The 18,116-nt window shown below is 51.0% G+C and carries 18 protein-coding genes; 10 read left to right on the top strand and 8 right to left on the bottom strand.

Going from position 1 to position 18,116, the window contains the following annotated elements:
* Positions 1-32: 32 nt before the first annotated feature.
* A complete protein-coding gene (locus KJS42_RS17420; protein ID WP_213623605.1) occupies positions 33-341 on the bottom strand; it encodes an SDR family NAD(P)-dependent oxidoreductase in 309 nt (102 codons plus the stop codon).
* 124 nt (positions 342-465) lie between these two features.
* On the opposite strand from KJS42_RS17420, the gene KJS42_RS17415 reads away from it, so the two are divergent.
* The 3 genes from KJS42_RS17415 to KJS42_RS17405 are packed head-to-tail and all read left to right on the top strand — an operon-like array spanning position 466 to position 3,525.
* Positions 466-1,146 carry a response regulator transcription factor gene (locus KJS42_RS17415; RefSeq protein ID WP_193416636.1) on the top strand — a complete coding sequence of 227 codons (681 nt, stop codon included), beginning with the start codon at positions 466-468 and terminating at the stop codon, positions 1,144-1,146.
* Positions 1,143-2,954 (top strand): sensor histidine kinase, encoded by a 1,812-nt coding sequence (locus KJS42_RS17410; RefSeq protein WP_213623604.1) that lies wholly within the window; start codon positions 1,143-1,145, stop codon positions 2,952-2,954. The genes KJS42_RS17415 and KJS42_RS17410 overlap by 4 nt, the downstream gene beginning before the upstream one ends.
* On the top strand, positions 2,944-3,525 hold the full coding sequence (locus KJS42_RS17405) for a hypothetical protein (protein WP_213623603.1): 582 nt from the start codon (positions 2,944-2,946) through the stop codon (positions 3,523-3,525). The genes KJS42_RS17410 and KJS42_RS17405 overlap by 11 nt, the downstream gene beginning before the upstream one ends.
* Before the next feature lie 57 nt (positions 3,526-3,582).
* Here KJS42_RS17405 and KJS42_RS17400 read toward each other — a convergent pair whose 3' ends face one another.
* The 3 genes from KJS42_RS17400 to KJS42_RS17390 form a co-directional block, all read right to left on the bottom strand.
* Entirely contained in the window at positions 3,583-4,404 is an 822-nt protein-coding gene (locus KJS42_RS17400) for a carbohydrate ABC transporter permease (RefSeq protein WP_155607273.1), read from the bottom strand.
* Positions 4,401-5,270, bottom strand: coding sequence for a carbohydrate ABC transporter permease (locus KJS42_RS17395; protein WP_213623602.1), 870 nt, complete (start codon positions 5,268-5,270; stop codon positions 4,401-4,403). Before KJS42_RS17395 ends, KJS42_RS17400 begins: the two co-directional genes overlap by 4 nt.
* A 151-nt stretch (positions 5,271-5,421) precedes the next feature.
* Positions 5,422-6,429 carry a LacI family DNA-binding transcriptional regulator gene (locus KJS42_RS17390; protein WP_213623601.1) on the bottom strand — a complete coding sequence of 336 codons (1,008 nt, stop codon included), beginning with the start codon at positions 6,427-6,429 and terminating at the stop codon, positions 5,422-5,424.
* A gap of 385 nt (positions 6,430-6,814) precedes the next feature.
* Between KJS42_RS17390 and KJS42_RS17385 the strand changes: the two genes are divergently transcribed.
* From KJS42_RS17385 to KJS42_RS17370, 4 genes are all read left to right on the top strand, one after another.
* Positions 6,815-8,089, top strand: coding sequence for an ABC transporter substrate-binding protein (locus KJS42_RS17385; protein WP_213623600.1), 1,275 nt, complete (start codon positions 6,815-6,817; stop codon positions 8,087-8,089).
* A gap of 165 nt (positions 8,090-8,254) precedes the next feature.
* Positions 8,255-8,527: a metal-sensitive transcriptional regulator gene (locus KJS42_RS17380; RefSeq protein WP_155607269.1), complete on the top strand. Its 273-nt coding sequence runs from the start codon at positions 8,255-8,257 to the stop codon at positions 8,525-8,527.
* A gap of 20 nt (positions 8,528-8,547) precedes the next feature.
* Complete coding sequence (locus KJS42_RS17375; protein ID WP_213623599.1) at positions 8,548-8,859, top strand: rhodanese-like domain-containing protein; 312 nt, start codon at positions 8,548-8,550, stop codon at positions 8,857-8,859.
* A gap of 5 nt (positions 8,860-8,864) precedes the next feature.
* Positions 8,865-9,272, top strand: coding sequence for a rhodanese-like domain-containing protein (locus tag KJS42_RS17370; protein ID WP_213623665.1), 408 nt, complete (start codon positions 8,865-8,867; stop codon positions 9,270-9,272).
* Positions 9,273-9,313: 41 nt separating this feature from the next.
* On the opposite strand, the gene KJS42_RS17365 is transcribed toward KJS42_RS17370, so the two are convergent.
* Positions 9,314-9,496, bottom strand: coding sequence for a hypothetical protein (locus KJS42_RS17365; protein WP_167521247.1), 183 nt, complete (start codon positions 9,494-9,496; stop codon positions 9,314-9,316).
* A 121-nt stretch (positions 9,497-9,617) separates the two neighbouring features.
* On the opposite strand from KJS42_RS17365, the gene KJS42_RS17360 reads away from it, so the two are divergent.
* Positions 9,618-10,406, top strand: coding sequence for a sulfite exporter TauE/SafE family protein (locus KJS42_RS17360; protein ID WP_155607265.1), 789 nt, complete (start codon positions 9,618-9,620; stop codon positions 10,404-10,406).
* Positions 10,407-10,530: 124 nt separating this feature from the next.
* Positions 10,531-11,673 carry a phosphodiester glycosidase family protein gene (locus KJS42_RS17355; RefSeq protein ID WP_193416629.1) on the top strand — a complete coding sequence of 381 codons (1,143 nt, stop codon included), beginning with the start codon at positions 10,531-10,533 and terminating at the stop codon, positions 11,671-11,673.
* A 166-nt stretch (positions 11,674-11,839) separates the two neighbouring features.
* Here the strand turns inward: KJS42_RS17355 and KJS42_RS17350 are convergent, their stop codons facing one another.
* Both KJS42_RS17350 and KJS42_RS17345 read right to left on the bottom strand, forming a co-directional pair.
* Positions 11,840-12,703 carry a DegV family protein gene (locus tag KJS42_RS17350; protein WP_193416628.1) on the bottom strand — a complete coding sequence of 288 codons (864 nt, stop codon included), beginning with the start codon at positions 12,701-12,703 and terminating at the stop codon, positions 11,840-11,842.
* Positions 12,704-12,810: 107 nt separating this feature from the next.
* The gene (locus tag KJS42_RS17345) at positions 12,811-13,716 is read right to left on the bottom strand and encodes a helix-turn-helix domain-containing protein (RefSeq protein WP_213623598.1); all 906 of its coding nucleotides are present in this window, start codon (positions 13,714-13,716) and stop codon (positions 12,811-12,813) included.
* A gap of 148 nt (positions 13,717-13,864) precedes the next feature.
* On the opposite strand from KJS42_RS17345, the gene KJS42_RS17340 reads away from it, so the two are divergent.
* Positions 13,865-15,301 carry an MATE family efflux transporter gene (locus KJS42_RS17340; protein ID WP_213623597.1) on the top strand — a complete coding sequence of 479 codons (1,437 nt, stop codon included), beginning with the start codon at positions 13,865-13,867 and terminating at the stop codon, positions 15,299-15,301.
* 75 nt (positions 15,302-15,376) lie between these two features.
* Here KJS42_RS17340 and KJS42_RS17335 read toward each other — a convergent pair whose 3' ends face one another.
* Positions 15,377-17,257: an LTA synthase family protein gene (locus KJS42_RS17335; protein ID WP_213623596.1), complete on the bottom strand. Its 1,881-nt coding sequence runs from the start codon at positions 17,255-17,257 to the stop codon at positions 15,377-15,379.
* Between the last annotated feature and the right edge of the window lie 859 nt (positions 17,258-18,116).

Here is an 18,116-nt window from a genome sequence, read left to right as displayed (position 1 = left end):
CTGAGGGTATAGATGTGGTGGAGTGCACTTCATTAAGATAAATCAAAATGGACCCCCGTCATTTCTTCGCTTAATTTCCACAACCGCTTTGCCTGCTCTTTATCGATAGCCCAAGGACGTACGCCGAAACGGGACTGCGAATCTGCCGGGACAGTAGCTGCAATGTGGTTATCCTCCAAGAATAAGCCGCCGAACCCTTTCCATTCCTGAGATGTGGCCGCCCATGTTTGCGTGGAAGTCCCTTGGGCGATGGTCTTGTAGTCATCCCTAATGGAAATCGAAAAGTGCATCTGAATTTGAAGGTAGGGCTTTCCGCGCGGAAAGTCCTTTTTGATGTTCACCCTAAGTTCACACGGCGGACACATCGCTTCGTTATACTTTGTTTTGCAAGGAGGAATGGAGGTGCCGCCCGAATTCATAGAAGTGTAGTGGGGAGGCCAGAATACGAGCATAGGTGATGCCCGAATGAAACGAAGCATATTGCTGGTGGAAGACGACGTGCTGATGCGCGAGTTTATTACCGATTATTTTAAAAAAGAACAGTGGGAAGTTCATGAAGCGGAAAACGGTCGGATCGCGCTCGAGATGTTCGAGCAAACCGCCGTCGACCTGGTCGTGCTGGACATCATGATGCCCGAGATGGACGGCTGGTCGGTATGCCGGCGAATTCGCGGCAAATCGGACGTGCCGATCATTATCATGACGGCCCGGGCCGAAGACGACGACCAACTGCTTGGATTCGAGCTGGGCGCCGACGAGTACGTGACGAAGCCGCTGAGTCCAAGAGTGCTCGTTGCACGTGCCACCGCCTTGATGAAGAGGAAGGAAGGCACGGTCGGCCGGGACAGCGAAACGCAAGTATTCGGCGACTTATCGATCAATCGAGAATCCCATGTCGTAACCGTCAGGGGCGAGCCGGTTAATCTGACGCCAAAGGAATATGAGCTGTTGATCTTTCTGGTTAAGCATACCGGTAAGGTGCTGAGCCGAGAAGCTATTTTGGATGCGGTTTGGGGTTACGACTATTTGGGGGATTCACGGACGGTGGATACCCATATCAAAAAATTAAGAGCCAAACTGGGAGACGAAGGTCGGTACATCGCGACCGTGATCCGATCGGGCTATAAATTCGATACGAACCCATGAAAAGGCATAGCGTTGTTTTCAAGTTGTTCGTCGTAACATCGGCTTTGGTCCTGCTGGCCTTCTTGGTGGTGATGGCGGCGGAGGGAGTATTCTTCGAGCGGTTTTACCGAGGAACTAAAATTAGCCGTCTGGCGGGGAGCATGGAGAGCTTCGCCGCACAGTATAGGAAGCATCCCGACGATGAGCAGCAGGTTTCCCGGCAGCTGGGCGAATTTATGAACCGACACGATGCCAGCATCGCGATTCTGAATCGGGAGTTTACGCAGCTTCACTATGAACCCTATTACATCGATATACGAACTTCGGACGGGAAAACGGTGAAGGTGGTGATTCCGACCGAAGGAACGACAAGCGAGGCGATTCCGCAGGCTGCCATCGGCGATCGGCTAACGGTCGATGGGATGTTCATGGATCAGTTGGATACGATCATGAATCCCGTGAACATCCGCTTGTCGGTAGAGGCGACCCAAGAACCCGACATCGGATTGGTGCGGTCGGAAGGTGAAGTGACGGATCTGCTGCTGCCGGAGCTGAACTCCCGCTCCTATAATCCCTTTTATCAGGATACGCTGATCGATGATGCACTCCAAACCTGGAGGGCCCAAACCTCTGAGACCCGTCTGCGTGAAGGTTATCCGGTACGCTTCGAATGGCGTGACACATGGAGCGGCGTCGAATACGTAGTGCTGCTGCAGCCGCTCGCAAATGAAGGCAAGACCGGCCCCCGCTACATGGTTGCGTTAAGCTCATTGCAGCCGGTTGGCGAGGCCGTGGATATCCTTCAACGTTATGTCATTGTGTTAGCGCCGCTGATCGTCGTGCTAGTGCTGCTGCTGTCGCTGATTTTCTCTCGGATGGTTTCCCGTCCGCTGCTCGCCCTGAATCGTACGGCGGCTCGGCTGGCGGAGCTGGATTTCTCCGCGGTGCCGGAGGCCCGGTCCAAGGATGAGTTCGGCGAGTTGTCCCGTCATCTTGCGCGGTTGTCGCGTAATTTGGATCAGGCGCTGAAGGAGTTAACCCGCGCAAACCATCAACTGCAGCTCGACGTGGAGGAGAAGCGGATCGCAGAAGAGCTGCGTAAGGAACTGGTCGCCAATATTTCGCACGAGTTAAAAACACCGCTTGGCATCGTCAAAGGGTTTGCCGAAGGGCTGCAGGACGGCGTGGCGGACGACAAGAAGGAGCGGTATCTGGCCCTGATCGTCAGCGAAACCGACCGCATGAACGCCTTGATTATGGATATGCTGGAATTGTCCAAATTTGAGGTGAAGAAGGTGCAGCTCCATCCCCGGAGCTTCTCTCTGACCAGCCTGATCAAACGGGTGGCGGAGTCCTTTGACCAGCAGTTGGAGGCGAAGGAACTTCGGATCGAACTGAACCGGAGCCAAGAAGAGGGGAAGTTGCCCCCAGAACGGAATGAAGTCACGGTTTGGGCGGATCCGAGACGCATCGAGCAAGTGATTCTGAACTTGTTAAGCAATGCCGTCCGTCATGCTACGGAGCATAGCACGATCCGGATCACGCTCGGCCGGGGTGAGAACGGGACGATCACAACGACGATCGAAAATGCCGGCCCTTCCATCGCTGAGGCGGATCTCACTCGGATCTGGGACCATTTCTACCGGGCGGAGCGTTCTCGTGACCGCAAGTCAGGCGGAACCGGTCTGGGACTGGCGATCGTAAAGCATATCCTGGAGTTGCATGGCAGTGAATATAGCGCTTTGAATACGGAGCAAGGTGTAGCTTTCTATTTTACCTTACTAGATAAAGAAACCCAAAACGGAGGAGAAACTCATGATGAAACGTAAAACCCTAATATTCTTGTTGATGGCCCTGGCCACGGTACTGATGCTGAGCGCATGCGGCAGCAAAACCCTTACCGGAGCGCCGCAGAGCCAGAATGCGCCTTCGAATACGGCAGGGGTCAGCGATCCGTCGTCGGCCAATACCAACTCGGGGGATAACACGGCCAACTCAGGCAACGAGGCAGTGACGAACGGCAATCAAGGCGATGCAAACGGTAACCAAGCTGATGCAAACGGCACTGCTAACGGGGATATCCTGATTGTCATTGATCAGACACCCAAACCGCTTGCAGACGGGGGCAGCTTTGACTTCACCGTCAAGAAAGCGCCGGAAGGTTATATGCTCAAGGAAATCAAGTGGAAGTCGGAGAAAAACGAGATCGTGAATACGCTGGAGGAAGCTATTCAGCATGGGCAAAACGGCGGGAACGGCTTCTACATCAGCGGAAACGGACAGTTTATGGGATTTCTCTATCCCGATGAGATGAAAGGCGAAGAGGGAAAGGTCACCTTCGTATTCGGCAATGAGCAAGGCCAGGAATTGACCTGGGAGAAAGATATCACGTTGAAATAAAAAATGACCCAAGCCATCCGTGTATTCACGAAGGCTTGGGTCGTTTTGTGTTTGCATTCAGGCTTTGATTGCCCCTTGGGTAATCCCGTTAATGATCCATTTCTGAAGGAACAGATAGACGATCACCATCGGCAGCAACGCCAGCAAGTAGGAGGCGAAGGCCAGATTATAATCCGTGCTGAATTGGCCCTGGAACACGTACTGCACGAGAGGCAGGGTATATTGGGTCGGTTCAGCTAACAGGATGAGGGGGAGAAGGAAATCGTTCCACGCCGATAAGCTGGACAAGATGGCAACCGTAGCGCTGATCGGTGCAAGCAGCGGAAAAATGATCCGCCAGAAGGTCCCCCAGGTGGAGGTGCCGTCCACTCTAGCCGCTTCTTCCAGTTCGATCGGCACGGAGCGGATGTACCCGACATAGACGAAGACGTTAAACGGCAGGCCATATACAATGTACAGAATGATCAAGCCGGGAATATTGTTCATGCTAAGCTCGGTGGTGACTTTCACGACCGGCAGCATAATGATTTGAAACGGAATGAACATCGCGCTGATAAAGTAAAGATACAGACCTTTGAAGAACTTGCGGTTCATGTTGCGAGCAATGGCATAAGAGACCAGGGAATTGGTCAATAGGATAAAGACAACCGATACGACCGTTACCACGATGCTATTCCCAAGAGCCTGAAAGAAGTCGGTGGCTTCAATGGCCCGCGTGAAATTGCTGAAATGTAGGCCGGTTGGCAAGGAGAAGATAGAGTTCGCCATTTCCTCCGGGTTTTTCAAGGCGATACTGACTGTCATGTAAAGCGGGAACAAAATGAAAAGGGAGCCAAGCGCAATGAGTATTGTCGCGAGCCAATTGATTTTCTTTTTCATAGTTGATCCAACTCCCGTCTTTGCAGAACTTTAATTTGGAACAAGGATATCGCGACGATCACGATGAAGTAGATGACCGCATTGGCCGATTGATAAGCAAACTCGCCGCCGGTGAATCCGCCTTGATATATCAGCAGCGCAATGGAGCGCGTAGCCGTCCCGGGACCCCCTCCGGTTAACGCGACGATCTGGTCGAATACCATCAGGCCGCCTTTCATGGCCAGCACCATATTGATGGTAAAGAAAGAAGCGAGCATCGGGAAGGTGATCTTCCAGAACTCCTGCCATTTGGAGGCACCGTCAAGGCTCGAAGCTTCATACAAGTCGGTCGGAATCGTTTGGAGCCCTGCCAGGTAAAGAATCGTATTGTAAGCAATGGCTTGCCATACTCCAACAAAAACGATGCCAATCCATGCCCAGTCCGGATTTCCTAAAAGGTTGGTCGATAATAAGTCGCTCCCAAGCTGCTCGCCCCATACAGGGAAGACGTTGGAGAACAGGTAGTTGAAAATGTATCCGATGATCAGAACGCCAAGGACGTTAGGAAGAAAATAAAATGCACGGAAGAAGTTCTTCGCCTTGATTTTTGCATTTAGCCCCAATGCGATCAGCAGGCTGAGGACGTTGATAAGAATGGTCGCCGTAATGGCATACTTGAATGTAAAGATGTAGGCGTCCAGCACATTGGAATCTTTGAACACATTCACGAAGTTTTTTAGGCCGATGAACTCGTACCCGCCGCTAAAGCCGTCCCAGTTCGTGAACGCATAAAATATGCCTTGAAGGGCCGGATAAGTGTGGAAAGCAAAGAATAGCAGGAGAGCGGGTAAGGTCATCCAATAAAAGGCCGCACGGCGTTTGGTCATGGGAGTTCCTCCTCAAAGTGAAAAATGGTTCTTCGACAAACAGATAGTAAACGTTTACGTTACGTGCAAAGAAAAACGTGAGCGGCATATGGATATCAAGCTTTATCGTATCCGCTTACGTTATTTGCATGAAGGACATTCGGTTAGAGGGTTAAGAACCAAACGGCCTCACCGTTTGCCTTTCAATAATGGAGTGGTCCATGATCATGCTGCTTTCCGGTTCCTCCGTTTGGATCATGCGAATCAGCTTTTGGCAGGAAAGATTGCCCATCTCATACAATGGCTGACGGACGGTCGTTAAAGGAGGAACCGACATCCGGGCCAGCTTCAAATCATCATACCCGATAATGGATAACTCATCGGGAACCTTAATTCCATGCTTGGCAGCTACGGAAATAGCAGCGATAGCCATTTCGTCGCTGGCGGCAAATATCGCGGTGAGATCCGGAGCATGGGTCAAGAGCTCTTCCATCGCTTTGCAGCCTGTTTCAAATAGGAAATCGCCATAGGCGATATACGATTCGTTAACCGGGATGCCATGTTGCTCGAGGGCTTTCTTGTACCCTTCGATTCGGGGGATCCCGGCGATCGTATCGTGTTTTGTCCCGCTGAGCAGCGCGATTTTTCGATGACCGTAACGTATTAGATACTCCACGGCATCATAGGCCGCCTGAAAATCATCGACCTTGACATACGGAACGTTGTCGTATTGGCATTCGGTCGATACCAGCACATAAGGGATTTGCATTTGCTGTAGGGTCTGATAGTATTCATCCTTCAGCACTTCGCTGGAGAATATCAAGCCGTCGACCTGCTTCTCGCGCAACACCTGCAAATACTTCAGCGTTCGCTTACCATCCGAATCGGTATTGCAAACCACGACGCTGTATCCATTGTCTTGAGCAAAGTCCTCGACGCCACGGAGAATCTCGGAAGAGAAGAGACTCGATACCGTTGGAAACATGACGCCGATCGTTTGGGTTCTCTTGTTGATTAAGCCGCGGGCTATGGCATTGGGTTGATAACCGATCTCTTCAATCGCCCGATATACCTTGGCCTTCGTACGATCCGAATACCCTGGCAAATTATTGAGCACCCGGGACACGGTTGCGATAGAGACATTCGCTTTTTTTGCGACATCCTTTATGGTTGGATTCATCATTACTCAGCCTCATCCGCTTTAAATTTGGAACCGATTAAGGAAGCCTAAGGAGAATACGTAAACGCTTACTCGAATTTTAGATCGTGTCCTTTTATTTGTCAACTTTGTTTTTTGATTGGGGGAGGGGATAGGCTCTAAGAAGTGATTGGCAATTCGAAAAGAGGATTGACAAACAAATTTCCCGGAGATATATTCTAGGTAAGCGTTTACGTAAAATCAGAAGCCGGGTTGAGTTCGACGATTGCCCTCAATATTGGGTACGTGAGATGGGCTCATGCAACGGCAACAGCACATTTTTTACGCCTAAAACGTAAACGTTTACGTTGGATTTCTGTGAAGTCCTTAGTCCCAAAAACTTATATGATCAGGGGGATTCAAAACGATGAAAAAAATCGTAGCACCCGTATTAGCAGGTCTGTTGGCTCTATCCATGCTTAGCGCTTGCGGCAATGGGAATAATGGCGAAGCAAGCAACTCCGGAACGGCATCCGGAAATGGAGCAGCCTCTTCGGGCAAGAAGGTAGAAATCGAATTTTTCCAAAACAAAACCGAAGCGAAAGAGACGTTCGACAAGCTGGTTGCGAAGTTTAACGAGGCCAACCCGAATATCAAAGTAACTCAGGTTAACCCGCCTGACGCGGAAACCGTACTTAAAACCAGAGCGGCCAAAAATGATATTCCCGATGTTGTAGGGATGGGCGCAACGGATGCTTACAAATCGCTGGCGGCCGGTGGCATGTTTAAGGACTTCACGGGGGATCAGCTGCTCTCCTCGATTCAACCCGCATATATTCAGATGATGAACGATCTGACAGGAACCAAGGTAGTTAATGGCATTCCATTCTCCGCAAATGCCAGCGGTGTCATTTATAATAAAGCGATCTTTGCAGAGGCGGGGGTAGAAGTACCAAAAACGTGGGATGAGTTTATTGCCGTCGCTGAGAAGTTCAAAGCGGACGGGAAAAATGCCTTCTACCTGACCTATAAAGACTCTTGGACTGTGCTAGTCCCGTTTAATGCATTGGAACCAAGCATCGTAGGAACTGATATTTTCAAGCAACGCCAGGAAGGTACGGTGAAGTTCGCCGATGCCTTTAAAGAAGTCGCAGAGAAGCAGTTAAAGCTCCTGGATTACGGGCAAAAGGATATCTTCGGCAAAGGCTACAACGATGGGAATACGGCATTTGCCAAGGGTGAGTCTGCGATGTATCTGCAAGGGGTATGGGCGATTCCGGAAATCCAAAAGGCCAATCCTTCGATTGAACTGGGCGTGTTCCCATTGCCTGCAACCAATGATTCCGCAAGCAACAAGGTCATTTCTGGCGTAGATACGTTGCTTACGATTGCTAAGAACACCAAACATCCGGAAGAAGCCGCGAAGTTCGTCCAATTCTTATTAGAAGCGGAAAATGTACAGCAATATATCGATGAACAGAAAGCATTCCCGGCCATTACCGGTGTATCGCAAAGCGATCCAATCATGGACGGCTTTAAGGAAGCCTTCGCAGCGGGACAAATATCCGATTTTGCGGACCACTACATTCCAGGGGCCATGAAGCTGGATGCGTTAATCCAAGGTTTCCTCCAGAAGAAGGATATCGATGCCTATTTGAAACAACTGGATACGGAATGGGATAAAGTGTCTAATCGTAAATAAATCACATATCGTAAAGTGCGTGAGGGCGGAGAGCGAGATTCCGCCCTCTTTTTATTTGAGGATAGCTGGGTTGACTTTGGGGGAATTATTCACTACAATAAATACCCGTAGGGGTATTGAGTAGTGAGAGTCAGGCACGTTTGTTTACGGAAAGGAGTGCGGGACATGAATGAGGAACATCTATATGCGGAAGAAGTCAAACGCAGATTGAAACGTATAGAAGGCCAAGTGCGCGGCGTACTTCGGATGATGGAGGAAGGGAAGCCCTGCAAGGAAGTTGTAAGTCAACTTTCTGCGGTACGCAGCGCCGCGGACAGAGCGATGGCGCAAATCGTTGCGGACAACCTGCAGCAGTGCATTTTGGAGGAGCAGATCCAAGGGGGCAACACCAGCCATTTGGTGAAGGAAGCCGTCGAGTTATTGGTCAAGAGCAGATAACCTGAAGGGAGAAGATGAACATGGCATTTCAGCCAGAGAAGGAAATTACCCCGGCCGAGCTGGCCGCGCGGATGAAACGGGGCGAACCGGTATATATTCTGGACGTTCGGGAGCCGCTCGAATGGGCCGAAGGCCATATTCAGGGAGCTAAACATATTCCGCTGGGACAGTTGCCGGAACGGCACGTCGAGCTTGATTCGAAGGAAGAGGTCATTGTTATCTGCCGCAGCGGTGGACGCAGCAGTCTGGCTTGTGAGCTGCTGGGTGAGAGAGGTTATAACGTGGTTAACATGATCGGCGGGATGATGGCCTGGCAGGACGAAGTGGAGTGACGGGAATGCTGGTCATAGCTGGAGGAATTTTGTCTGCCGCCGCCGTTTGTGGGTATTTGTTGCGGTTGATATGGCCTGTCTCGGGTCTGACGTTTGTGGAGGCCGGGGCCCTATGCGGGTTCGGAGTTCCACCTCAGACGAAGAAGCTGGATGTCCGGGACGCCTTCGATTATGAGGAGTGCCACCTGGACGGAACGATCAACATTTCATTGGGACGATTGCCATTTGTTTGGAGTAAGGAGCTATCGCCTGGTGACCCAGTTCTTATTTTGACAGACAACCGTTATGCTGCCATGAAAGCCGCCCGCATCTTAAGAAGACGGGGATTTCAGCAATTATATGCCTTGCGCGGGGAAGTTTGCCGGGTAAGAGCAGCGATGAATCTGTGTATGGAGAAGAAACCCGCCTGCTGATGCAGGTGGGTTTTAAGTATGTTACGATAGGAAATGCAGCGTTATTTAAAGTCGTTTCGGGTCTCGTTGTAGACGACGGTGACGCCCAGGGAAAGATAGGTTTCTTCCTTATAGTGGCATTGCGGACAGGTCTTCAAAGAACGATCGGCGTCCCGTTCGGAAATGAGCGGCTGGCTGCAATTGGGGCAGCGGCTTTCGAACAGTTTCTTCAAAGTGGCGCGCAAGAATCATCACCTTTTTCTTATAAGATTACTTGGTATTTATTATAACGGTTACTAGCCCGGAAGTACAGAGGAACGAAAAGGAATTTGCACGAGGGACCTTAGACAGGAGTCGAGTGGGAGTATGGATGTTTTGCTGTTTGCGGTAATGGTGGTATTGGGGCTTGTGGGCTCCTTTTTCTCCGGATTATTAGGCATTGGCGGTGCGATTATTAATTATCCGCTGCTACTGTTTGTTCCTGCGGCTCTTGGGGCGGCCCATTTCACTGGGCAGGAGGTATCTTCGATCAGCATGTTTCAGGTGTTGTTCGCCTCCCTTTCCGGAGTACTGGCCTTCCGCAGGCGGACAACGCCGGCAGGCGGCATCCACAAGGGGCTCGTCTTGTATATGGGAGGCAGCACTTTGGTCGGCAGCCTGCTCGGAGGGCTGGTCTCGGGTTATCTGGCTAGTGGCGTCATCAACCTCGTTTACGGCATCCTGGCAGCCGTTGCAGTCGTGCTGATGCTTATTCCAAATCGCGCAGTGCCGGAAACGGGGGCAGAGGCAATCTCCTTCAACCGCGTGATCGCGATGGCTTCCGCGTTTTTGATCGGGATTGTTTCCGGCATTGTTGGTGCCGGGGGAGCGTTTATGCTCATTCCCGTCATGTTGACGATCCTGAAAATCCCACCCCGTACCACGATTGCCTCGTCGCTGGCCATTGTGTTGTTCTCTGCTATAGGCGGGGTGGTTGGTAAAATCGCGACGATGCCCATCCCGCTGGAACCGGTGCTGTACACCGTTCTCGGCAGTCTCGCCGGGGCCCCGCTGGGGGCTTGGTTCGGGGCGAAAATCAACGTGAAATATCTGCGCTACGGATTGGTGGTCATCATCGCCTTCACGGCAGTGAAGATTTGGTGGTCGCTTCTTTGAGGAATGGGCCCGTGATCGTTGGTTGCGATCGCGGGCCATCTTTATAAGGGTGAAACTTTCGGACTAGAATGAACGTTTAATGTACAGCAAGCTATATTAGAGAGCAAGGGGAGAGACAACCATCATGCCAACGCCTACATTACCTAGCCGTGCGTCGGTGAAGCGGGGAACGGGTGCCAAGAAACGCACGTCCGTCAAGAAACGGCGAAAGCGTGGATTTTTCTTTCTGTTGTCCCGATTGATTATAACCATGATGCTTCTCGGGACGGCGGCGATGATCTGGCTGTTCTTCACCCCGTCCGGCAATAATATGCGATTTTTGATGGCGGATACGTTGATTACGACGCAGCATCGCCATTGGGCAAAATATATCATCGGGCAAGCCGAGTTGGACAAGCGGGTAGCCGCTTACCAGGCTCGGTTCGAACAGATGGGGACGGAGAAGGACACCCATACGATTGACTTATCGAACACAGGTAAAGAGGATACACAGGCGGAGAAGCCGCTCGTCGAAATTGAGGAAGTCTCTGGAAACAGCTACCACGGCTATGTGATGACCGTCAACGATCCGACCAAAATTCGTTTAGGCGTGCCGGTCAAACGAGGCAAAGGGGAGAAGGTCTCCAGCATGGTAGAGCGGACCGGAGCTATCGCCGGCGTTAACGGCGGCGGGTTTGCCGATCCGAACTGGAAGGGCAACGGCTTCAAGCCGATTGGCGTGGTCATCTCGCAAGGTAAGCTGTATTACAACGGCATCAGTTCAGGCGCGGCGACGCAAATCGTAGGACTGGATAAGCAGGGGAAAATGATTGCCGGTAAATATACGCTGGAGGAGCTAGATAAGCTGGGGATCCAGGAGGCGGTGACGTTTCAGCCGAGAATCATCGTGAATGGAAAAGGGCAAATCCGCAGCCAAAAGGAAGGCTGGGGGATCGCCCCGCGGACGGCCATGGGGCAACGCGAAGACGGGGCCATCCTGTTCGTCGTCATCGATGGGCGTCAGCCGGGGTACAGTATCGGTGCCAGCTTATACGACGTCCAGCAGATCATGCTCGATCATGGCGCAGTGATCGCCGCCAACCTAGATGGTGGTTCGTCTACCGTATTGGTGAAAGAAGGCGGCAAAATCGCCAACAAGCCTTCGTCCGAATACGGTGAGCGTTATTTGCCGACGGCTTTTCTCGTGTTTGATGATCCATCCAAGGTGAATATCCCGAACATTTGGGAAGGGCTTCGCCCGCAGGATATCGATCCGGGGAAGAAGTGATATAGGTCATATTTTCTTGACTAAGGGATCGGGAATTCGGAAAATATTGAGCACCGCATGATGAAGGAAAGGCCGAGCAGAGGGATACCTATCCCTTCGCCCGGCCTCTTTGATATGAGAGATGCTCCTCCACGGGTTGTATATCTGCTGGCTGTCCAAATTTAGCTTATATGGCGGAATTCGGTTGCCGAAGGTACATGATGGCGACCGTTCGTGGGCCGCAGTGGCAGGAGATGGCACATCCGCCTTCAATAATAGATACTTCCTTGACATCCGTCTTTTCAAGGAGGGTATTCCTGATGAAGCCGGCGGCTTTTTCGGCTAGCGTCTGTGCGACGATGATGAGCTCCCGATCAACCTTGTGGACGTTGTCGATGAAGTTATGAAGCATTCGTTCGATTGCTTTCTCGGTTTTGCCGCGGTATTTATCGGCGGAGATGACCAGCCCTTCCTTCACTTTCAACACGGGCCGGATTTTAAGCAAGCTTCCGATCATATACTGAACGCTGGAAGCGCGCCCCCCCTTATGCAAGTAGTCAAGACTGTCCACTAACACCTCAATTTCGACCCGTTCCCGCATTTCCTCCAGCATGCTGACCAATTCGGAAGGTCCGGTCCCCTGCTTGGCGGCGATGGCAGCCTTCAGAACCAACAATGCAATACCGCCGGAAACGTTCAGGGAATCCACGACGTGTATGCGTCCTTCGGGAAATTCAGCTGCGGCGATCAATGCGTTTTGGTAAGAGGAAGAGAGCTTGGATGACATGCTGATATACACGATCGTATGCCCTTGCTCAATCCAAGGTGAGAAAGCGGCGATGAAATCGGCCGGGGCCGGCGCTGCCGTTCTGGGCAAGACTCCGTCCTCATCGACCCGCCGATAGATGTCGGCGGTGGTAATCTCTAGTTTATCTTTGTAGGCGGTCTCGCCGAAAACGACATAAAGCGGAACAATGCCGATATCATATGCACGGGCCCAGGTCTCCGGCAGATCCGAGATGCTGTCGGCAAATATTTTCACAAGTGTCAATCCATTTCCCCCATTTGGCTTAAGTAAAAAAGCGGTTTCTTTGAATTATAGAGGAGTCCTGAGCGATAATCAAAAAACCAATCCCCGGGATCACGGAAACAGGTAGCCTATTCATTGTTCCAAGTGAATCGCTGGCGATATTTCCGCGGGGACATCCCTTCGGTCTTACTGAAGCAGGCGGTGAAATATGCGGCTTGGTTAAAGCCGACTTGTTCGGCAATTCGCTCGATCGTCAGATCCGTTTGAAGGAGCAACAACTTGGCTTGCTCGATGCGAAGGCGCTGCAGATAAACGGCAGGCGAACAGCCGAACACCTTCTGCATGCAACGGGCGATGTACACCGGGTGGAAATTGATGCTCTCTCCAAGCTTTTGCGCGGAAAAGGACTCACAGTAATGCTCGCGTAGATAGGAGGCCGCCTTCTCGGCGCAGGCCGACTGCGGAGGAAGTCCGGCAGGGGCGGACGAGGCGGATAACTCCACGATCACGTCTTGAAAAAGGGCCTGCTGGCGCAGCCGGACGCTGTCCAAATGAAGGTTTCGGTTCAATTCGACCAGTTCGTTCAGCAGGGTGATGATCTTTTGCGGCTGGGCCAGCTTCGTATATTGGGGCAGGGGGACGATATACGACGTAGCGGTAAACGGAGGCAGGGAGATCGAACCGGGGACGTCTTTATCCGTCATGCTGCATCCGCAATGCCGATAGGCTTCGTCCTCAACAACCCTCCAATCGCCCATTAATTGAAAATGCAGCCAATGGTGCAGAGTATCCTCCCGGCAGCCTTCCAGCGCATAGTGATAGCAGTCGGGACGGAGAATCAAGGCGTGTCCGGCCGTCACCTCGTAATCGCGTCCTTCCTCCCCGATGAATAAACGCCCGTGTTCGACGACTAATAGGTCGAAGGCGCCGATATTTTGCCGGCTCGGATGCTTGCCGCCCACTGGAATAACCGCCGAACCGCTGACGATATAGTGAGGGAGTGGGGGCGCGGTAAATTCAATAATAGGAGGCAAAAGGTACCAGCTCCTCTTAAGTTGGAATATTGAAAGATTGAGTTGATTCAATGATACATCAAGATGAAGTTAACATCTATAATGTGTTTCATGTTAACACGATGACAGGGAGTCCATTGGATTCTCCGATATCCAGGAGGTTGTAATAATGAAGAAAATCAAGGGCGGCGAGAAGGATAAATTTTCCCTCTGGCTGCTCGCTTGGCCTATATTTATCGAATTGTTCCTGCAAATCCTGCTGGGCACCGTCGACACGTTGATGGTCAGCCGCATATCCGATAATGCGGTGGCGGTAGTCGGGTTTTCCAACCAGCTGTTTAATGCGCTGACTACGCTGTTTGCTACGGTAGCGAGCGGCGCGGGGATCGTCATCGCCCAGAAGATCGGCTCGGGCCGCGAAGAGGATGCCCGGACCGTTGCCATTATTGCCTTTAAAGTAACGGCTGCGATCGGGATCTTCCTCAGTATCCTGCTGATCGCCGTACCGGGGCCGATCGCCACGATGCTGCAGCTTCCGGACGAACTGCTGCCGCTGGCCAAAGTCTACATTTCCATCGTTGGCGGCGGGATGATATTGACCGCGATGATCTCCATGCTAGGGACGGCGATCCGCAACACCGGGAATACGAAGGGCCCGATGTTTACGGCGATCGGCATGAACGTCATCCATATCTTCATGAACTATTGCTTTATATTCGGAGCCTTCGGATTTCCGCAATGGGGGTTAACCGGGGTAGCCATCTCAACGGTGATTAGCCGGTTGATCGCTACGGTTGTGTTGCTGTTTATTTTCCTGGGTACGTTCCAGCGGCGGATCGGGATAAAGGATATTCCGGTGTTTGACCGCAAGCTATTCAAGGAAGTGCTCGTGATCGGCTGGCCGCTTGGGGTCAACTCGGCGAGTTGGGTGTTCTCGCAGCTGGCGATCTTCTCGTTCCTCGCGGTGCTTGGCTCCACCGAACTGGCCGCCAGGACGTATATGAATACGCTGGAGTCGTTTTGCTTCATGTTAGGTTTCTCGTTGGCAATGGCGGCGCAAATTCAGATCGCCCATCTTTACGGAGCAGGCAAAACGAAGGAAGCGTATCGTGCGGTATACCGGGTGTTGGCCTTCGGACTGCCGCTGGTTATCGTCAACGCGTTTATTCTCGTGTTGTTAGGTCCCAAGCTACTGGGGCTGTTTACGCAAGATACCGATATCTTGGCCTTATGCGCTGCGTTGCTATGGCTGAATCTGCTGCTGCAGCCTGGTAAAATGATTAACATGGCACTTGGCAACTCCTTGAATGCAGTAGGGGACACCCGTTACACAATGGTGATCTCCTTGATTTTCATGTCGGTGGTGGCAACCGGTTGTTCGTATTTATTTGGGGTATCGCTGGGTTGGGGAATCATTGCGATTTATGCCAGCATGATCAGCGACGAATATATCCGCGGCGTGTTTTCATTCTTCCGCTGGAGAGGGCGTAAGCATCTACGCATGAAAGAGCAGGAGTTGCTTCATGAACGCGGATTAAGCCAGGAATGCCAAAGGCAAGCGCTAGAGAAAACAGCAATGGAGGGAGTTGCCACTCCGGCGTTGTAAGGGTGAAGAAAAGAGAGCCGCAGGACATCCCGATTCGGGATGCCTGCGGCTCTGATTTTTTTGCAAATCCTCGTGTCATTCTTTGTTTTCTTTCACCCGGTCGGGCAGCTGTTGCACGTAACTGTCGCTGAGGCGGAGCAGTTCAAGCGCACGATTATATTCGCTTTCCGTCGTCAATGCTTGCTTCACGCCATCTTTCGCCAGCGGGTACTTCGTACCATCGTTGTACCAAACCCCTGGGATAAATAACGCCTGATCGTTCAGGAACGAGCCGGACGGAAGATAATAACGCTGCGGTAATAAGTTGTAAGACGTCTGGTTCAAAATATCCTCACCGAAGTGGATGTGGTTATCGAGATTCACGCCGAGCAGGTTAGCCACCGTTGGCAGGATATCAACCTGGCCGCCGACATTGTTCATAACCGCAGGCGTGTCGACGCCAGGGGCATGAATGAGCATCGGAATGTTAATCATATCAATATAGCTGTAATCTCGGCCGTAGATCTCTTTCATCAGCTCAAGTCCATGTTTGTCCAGCGAATACATCGGCAAGCCAAGATGATCTCCATAGATCATAACGACGCTGTTGTCCCAAATGCCTCTTTGCTTCAAGTCCTGAATAAATTGGCCCAACGCGTAGTCTGCATAGCTTTGCGCCCGCAGATAATCGCCAACCATATTGTCCTGATAACGCTCCGGCAGCTGGATTTTATCCTTCTCATGCGGCGTCGTGAACGGATGATGCGCCGTCATCGAGATGACTTGGGTATAGAAAGGCTGTCCGGTTTGCTGCATGCGGTCCAGCTCTTCGGCTGTTTTCTTGTACAGCACTTCATCTGAAGGTCCAAAGAATACGGTGTCCTCTGTACCAAACCATTTCTGGTCATAATAACGGTTAAAGCCAATCGCTTTGTACAGTTCGCCGCGATTCCAGAAATCAACGACGTTGGTATGGAACGTCGCGGTATCATAACCTTGATCCCGCATGAGTTTCGGCAAGCTCGGCAATTCCTTGTCCGGGTAGTTTTGCGTCGCCGCCTCATTATATGGAATATAGAATGAGGTATTGACGACAAATTCAGCATCGGAGGTGTTACCTTGACCAACCATTTGATAGAAATGGTTGAAGTACGTGTTTTCCTTGACCAGCTTGTTCATGTTCGGCGTCACTTCCTGGCCGTCGATCTTCAGGTCGATTAGGAAGTTCTGGAACGATTCCATCTGAATGATGATCAGGTTCTTGCCTTTGGCAGCACCGAAATACTTCGGATCGGACGGGGCGGTAATGCCCTTCAACTTATCGATTTTCGCTTGCGAGATCTGGTTTTTATCGACCAGCTCTTCCTTCTTGGTGCTGGAGAAAATCGTGTACGTCTCATAGTTCAGGATGCCCATTTGCTCGGCTTGCTTAATTTCGTTCATGCTGGCCCGGTTCGGCCAAATGTTGAAGATGCACAGCAGCAGGGAGAAGCCGAAGATGCCGGCGATTACGCCAGTGCTGGCTTTTTTTAGATTAAAGAAAGCTTTAAGCTTCTCGGCACGCTTCTTCCGGAACAGCCAGAAGCCGATTACTACGATGTCCAGAAAGATCAGCAAATAATAAGGCGCCAGCAGGGAGAACACGCTGTTCTTCACGGCGGTGACCTGATTGACCTGCTGCAGGGCAGTATAATTTACGATTACCCCATAATATTTATGATACATAACGGCTGCGAAGAATATCGCGGTAACGATCAAGTTTACAGTTAGATAAAGGCCAATCTTACGTTTGGAGGAGAACCATTCAATCAGGCAGAACAAAACCCAGATAAACGGGATTTCCTTCAGCAATGGCCCCCAAGCAGGAACTCCATCAAAAATGGCCGTCCAGACGAGATAAATCTTCAAGATCATAATGACGGAGAAAAAGACAAACGGCTTGATGTTGGCGAGCCGGATGCGATTGAATTGTGACACTTCGTTTCCTTCCTTTCCGCAAAAGCTCCTTTAGTTGAATTTAATGCCGAGTTAACAATTTTAACGCCCCATATATAATACATGAAATGATCGTAAGAATAAAATTAATCAATTCACTCAATTAGCAAGATATTCCACTCAAAAAGGGATGAAGTGCGCATAAACTCGGATTCTTGACGAATAGCGCCTCTTTTTGGTAAATTAAAGGTATTCCTTCTTTTTGAATTACTTCGTGATCGAAAGATGACTTTTTGAATTACCTCATTTCAATGAAGTTCAAAAAGTCAGATTTGGAGCACCAAGAAGGTTGGATGAAGCTAGGGACTGAGTAGAGGAGCGTAGCCGGAGGCTACGAGAGCAACGGGAGGCCCGGGTGAATTCAAGATTCGAAGTCGAAATTACTTCTTGGCCCACTTCGTGATCGAAAGATGACTTTTTGAATTACCTATTTAATGAAAATCAAAAAGTCAGGTTTGGAGCACCGAGAAGGTTGAATGAAGCTAGGGACTGAGTAGCGGAGCGTAGCCGGAGGCTACGAGAGCAACGGAAGGCCCGGGTGAATTCAAGATTCGATGTCGAAATTACTTCTTGGCCCACTTCGTGATCGAAAGATGACTTTTTGAATTACCTCTAAAGAGGAGAGATATTGATGTCGGTGAAAGTTCTTAACTAGTTAACTTCATAGAGACGGTTACACAGGGTACAGGAACGTGCCGCTTGAAGTCGGAGCGCGCCCGTATTTTTCCGTACGCTTGTTTCGGTCTATGAATGAGTTAAGAACACACGCGGGACATCTTGCAGCTTCTCCCTAGCTGCCGTCATCATGATCATGATGAAGCCGTGCTGTTTTCAGCACGGC

The organism is Paenibacillus sp. J53TS2 (assembly GCF_018403305.1).
GTDB lineage: Bacteria > Bacillota > Bacilli > Paenibacillales > Paenibacillaceae > Fontibacillus > Fontibacillus rhizolycopersici.
Note: the sequence above shows the minus strand (reverse complement) of the source record. Positions and strands in the feature narration are given on the sequence as shown.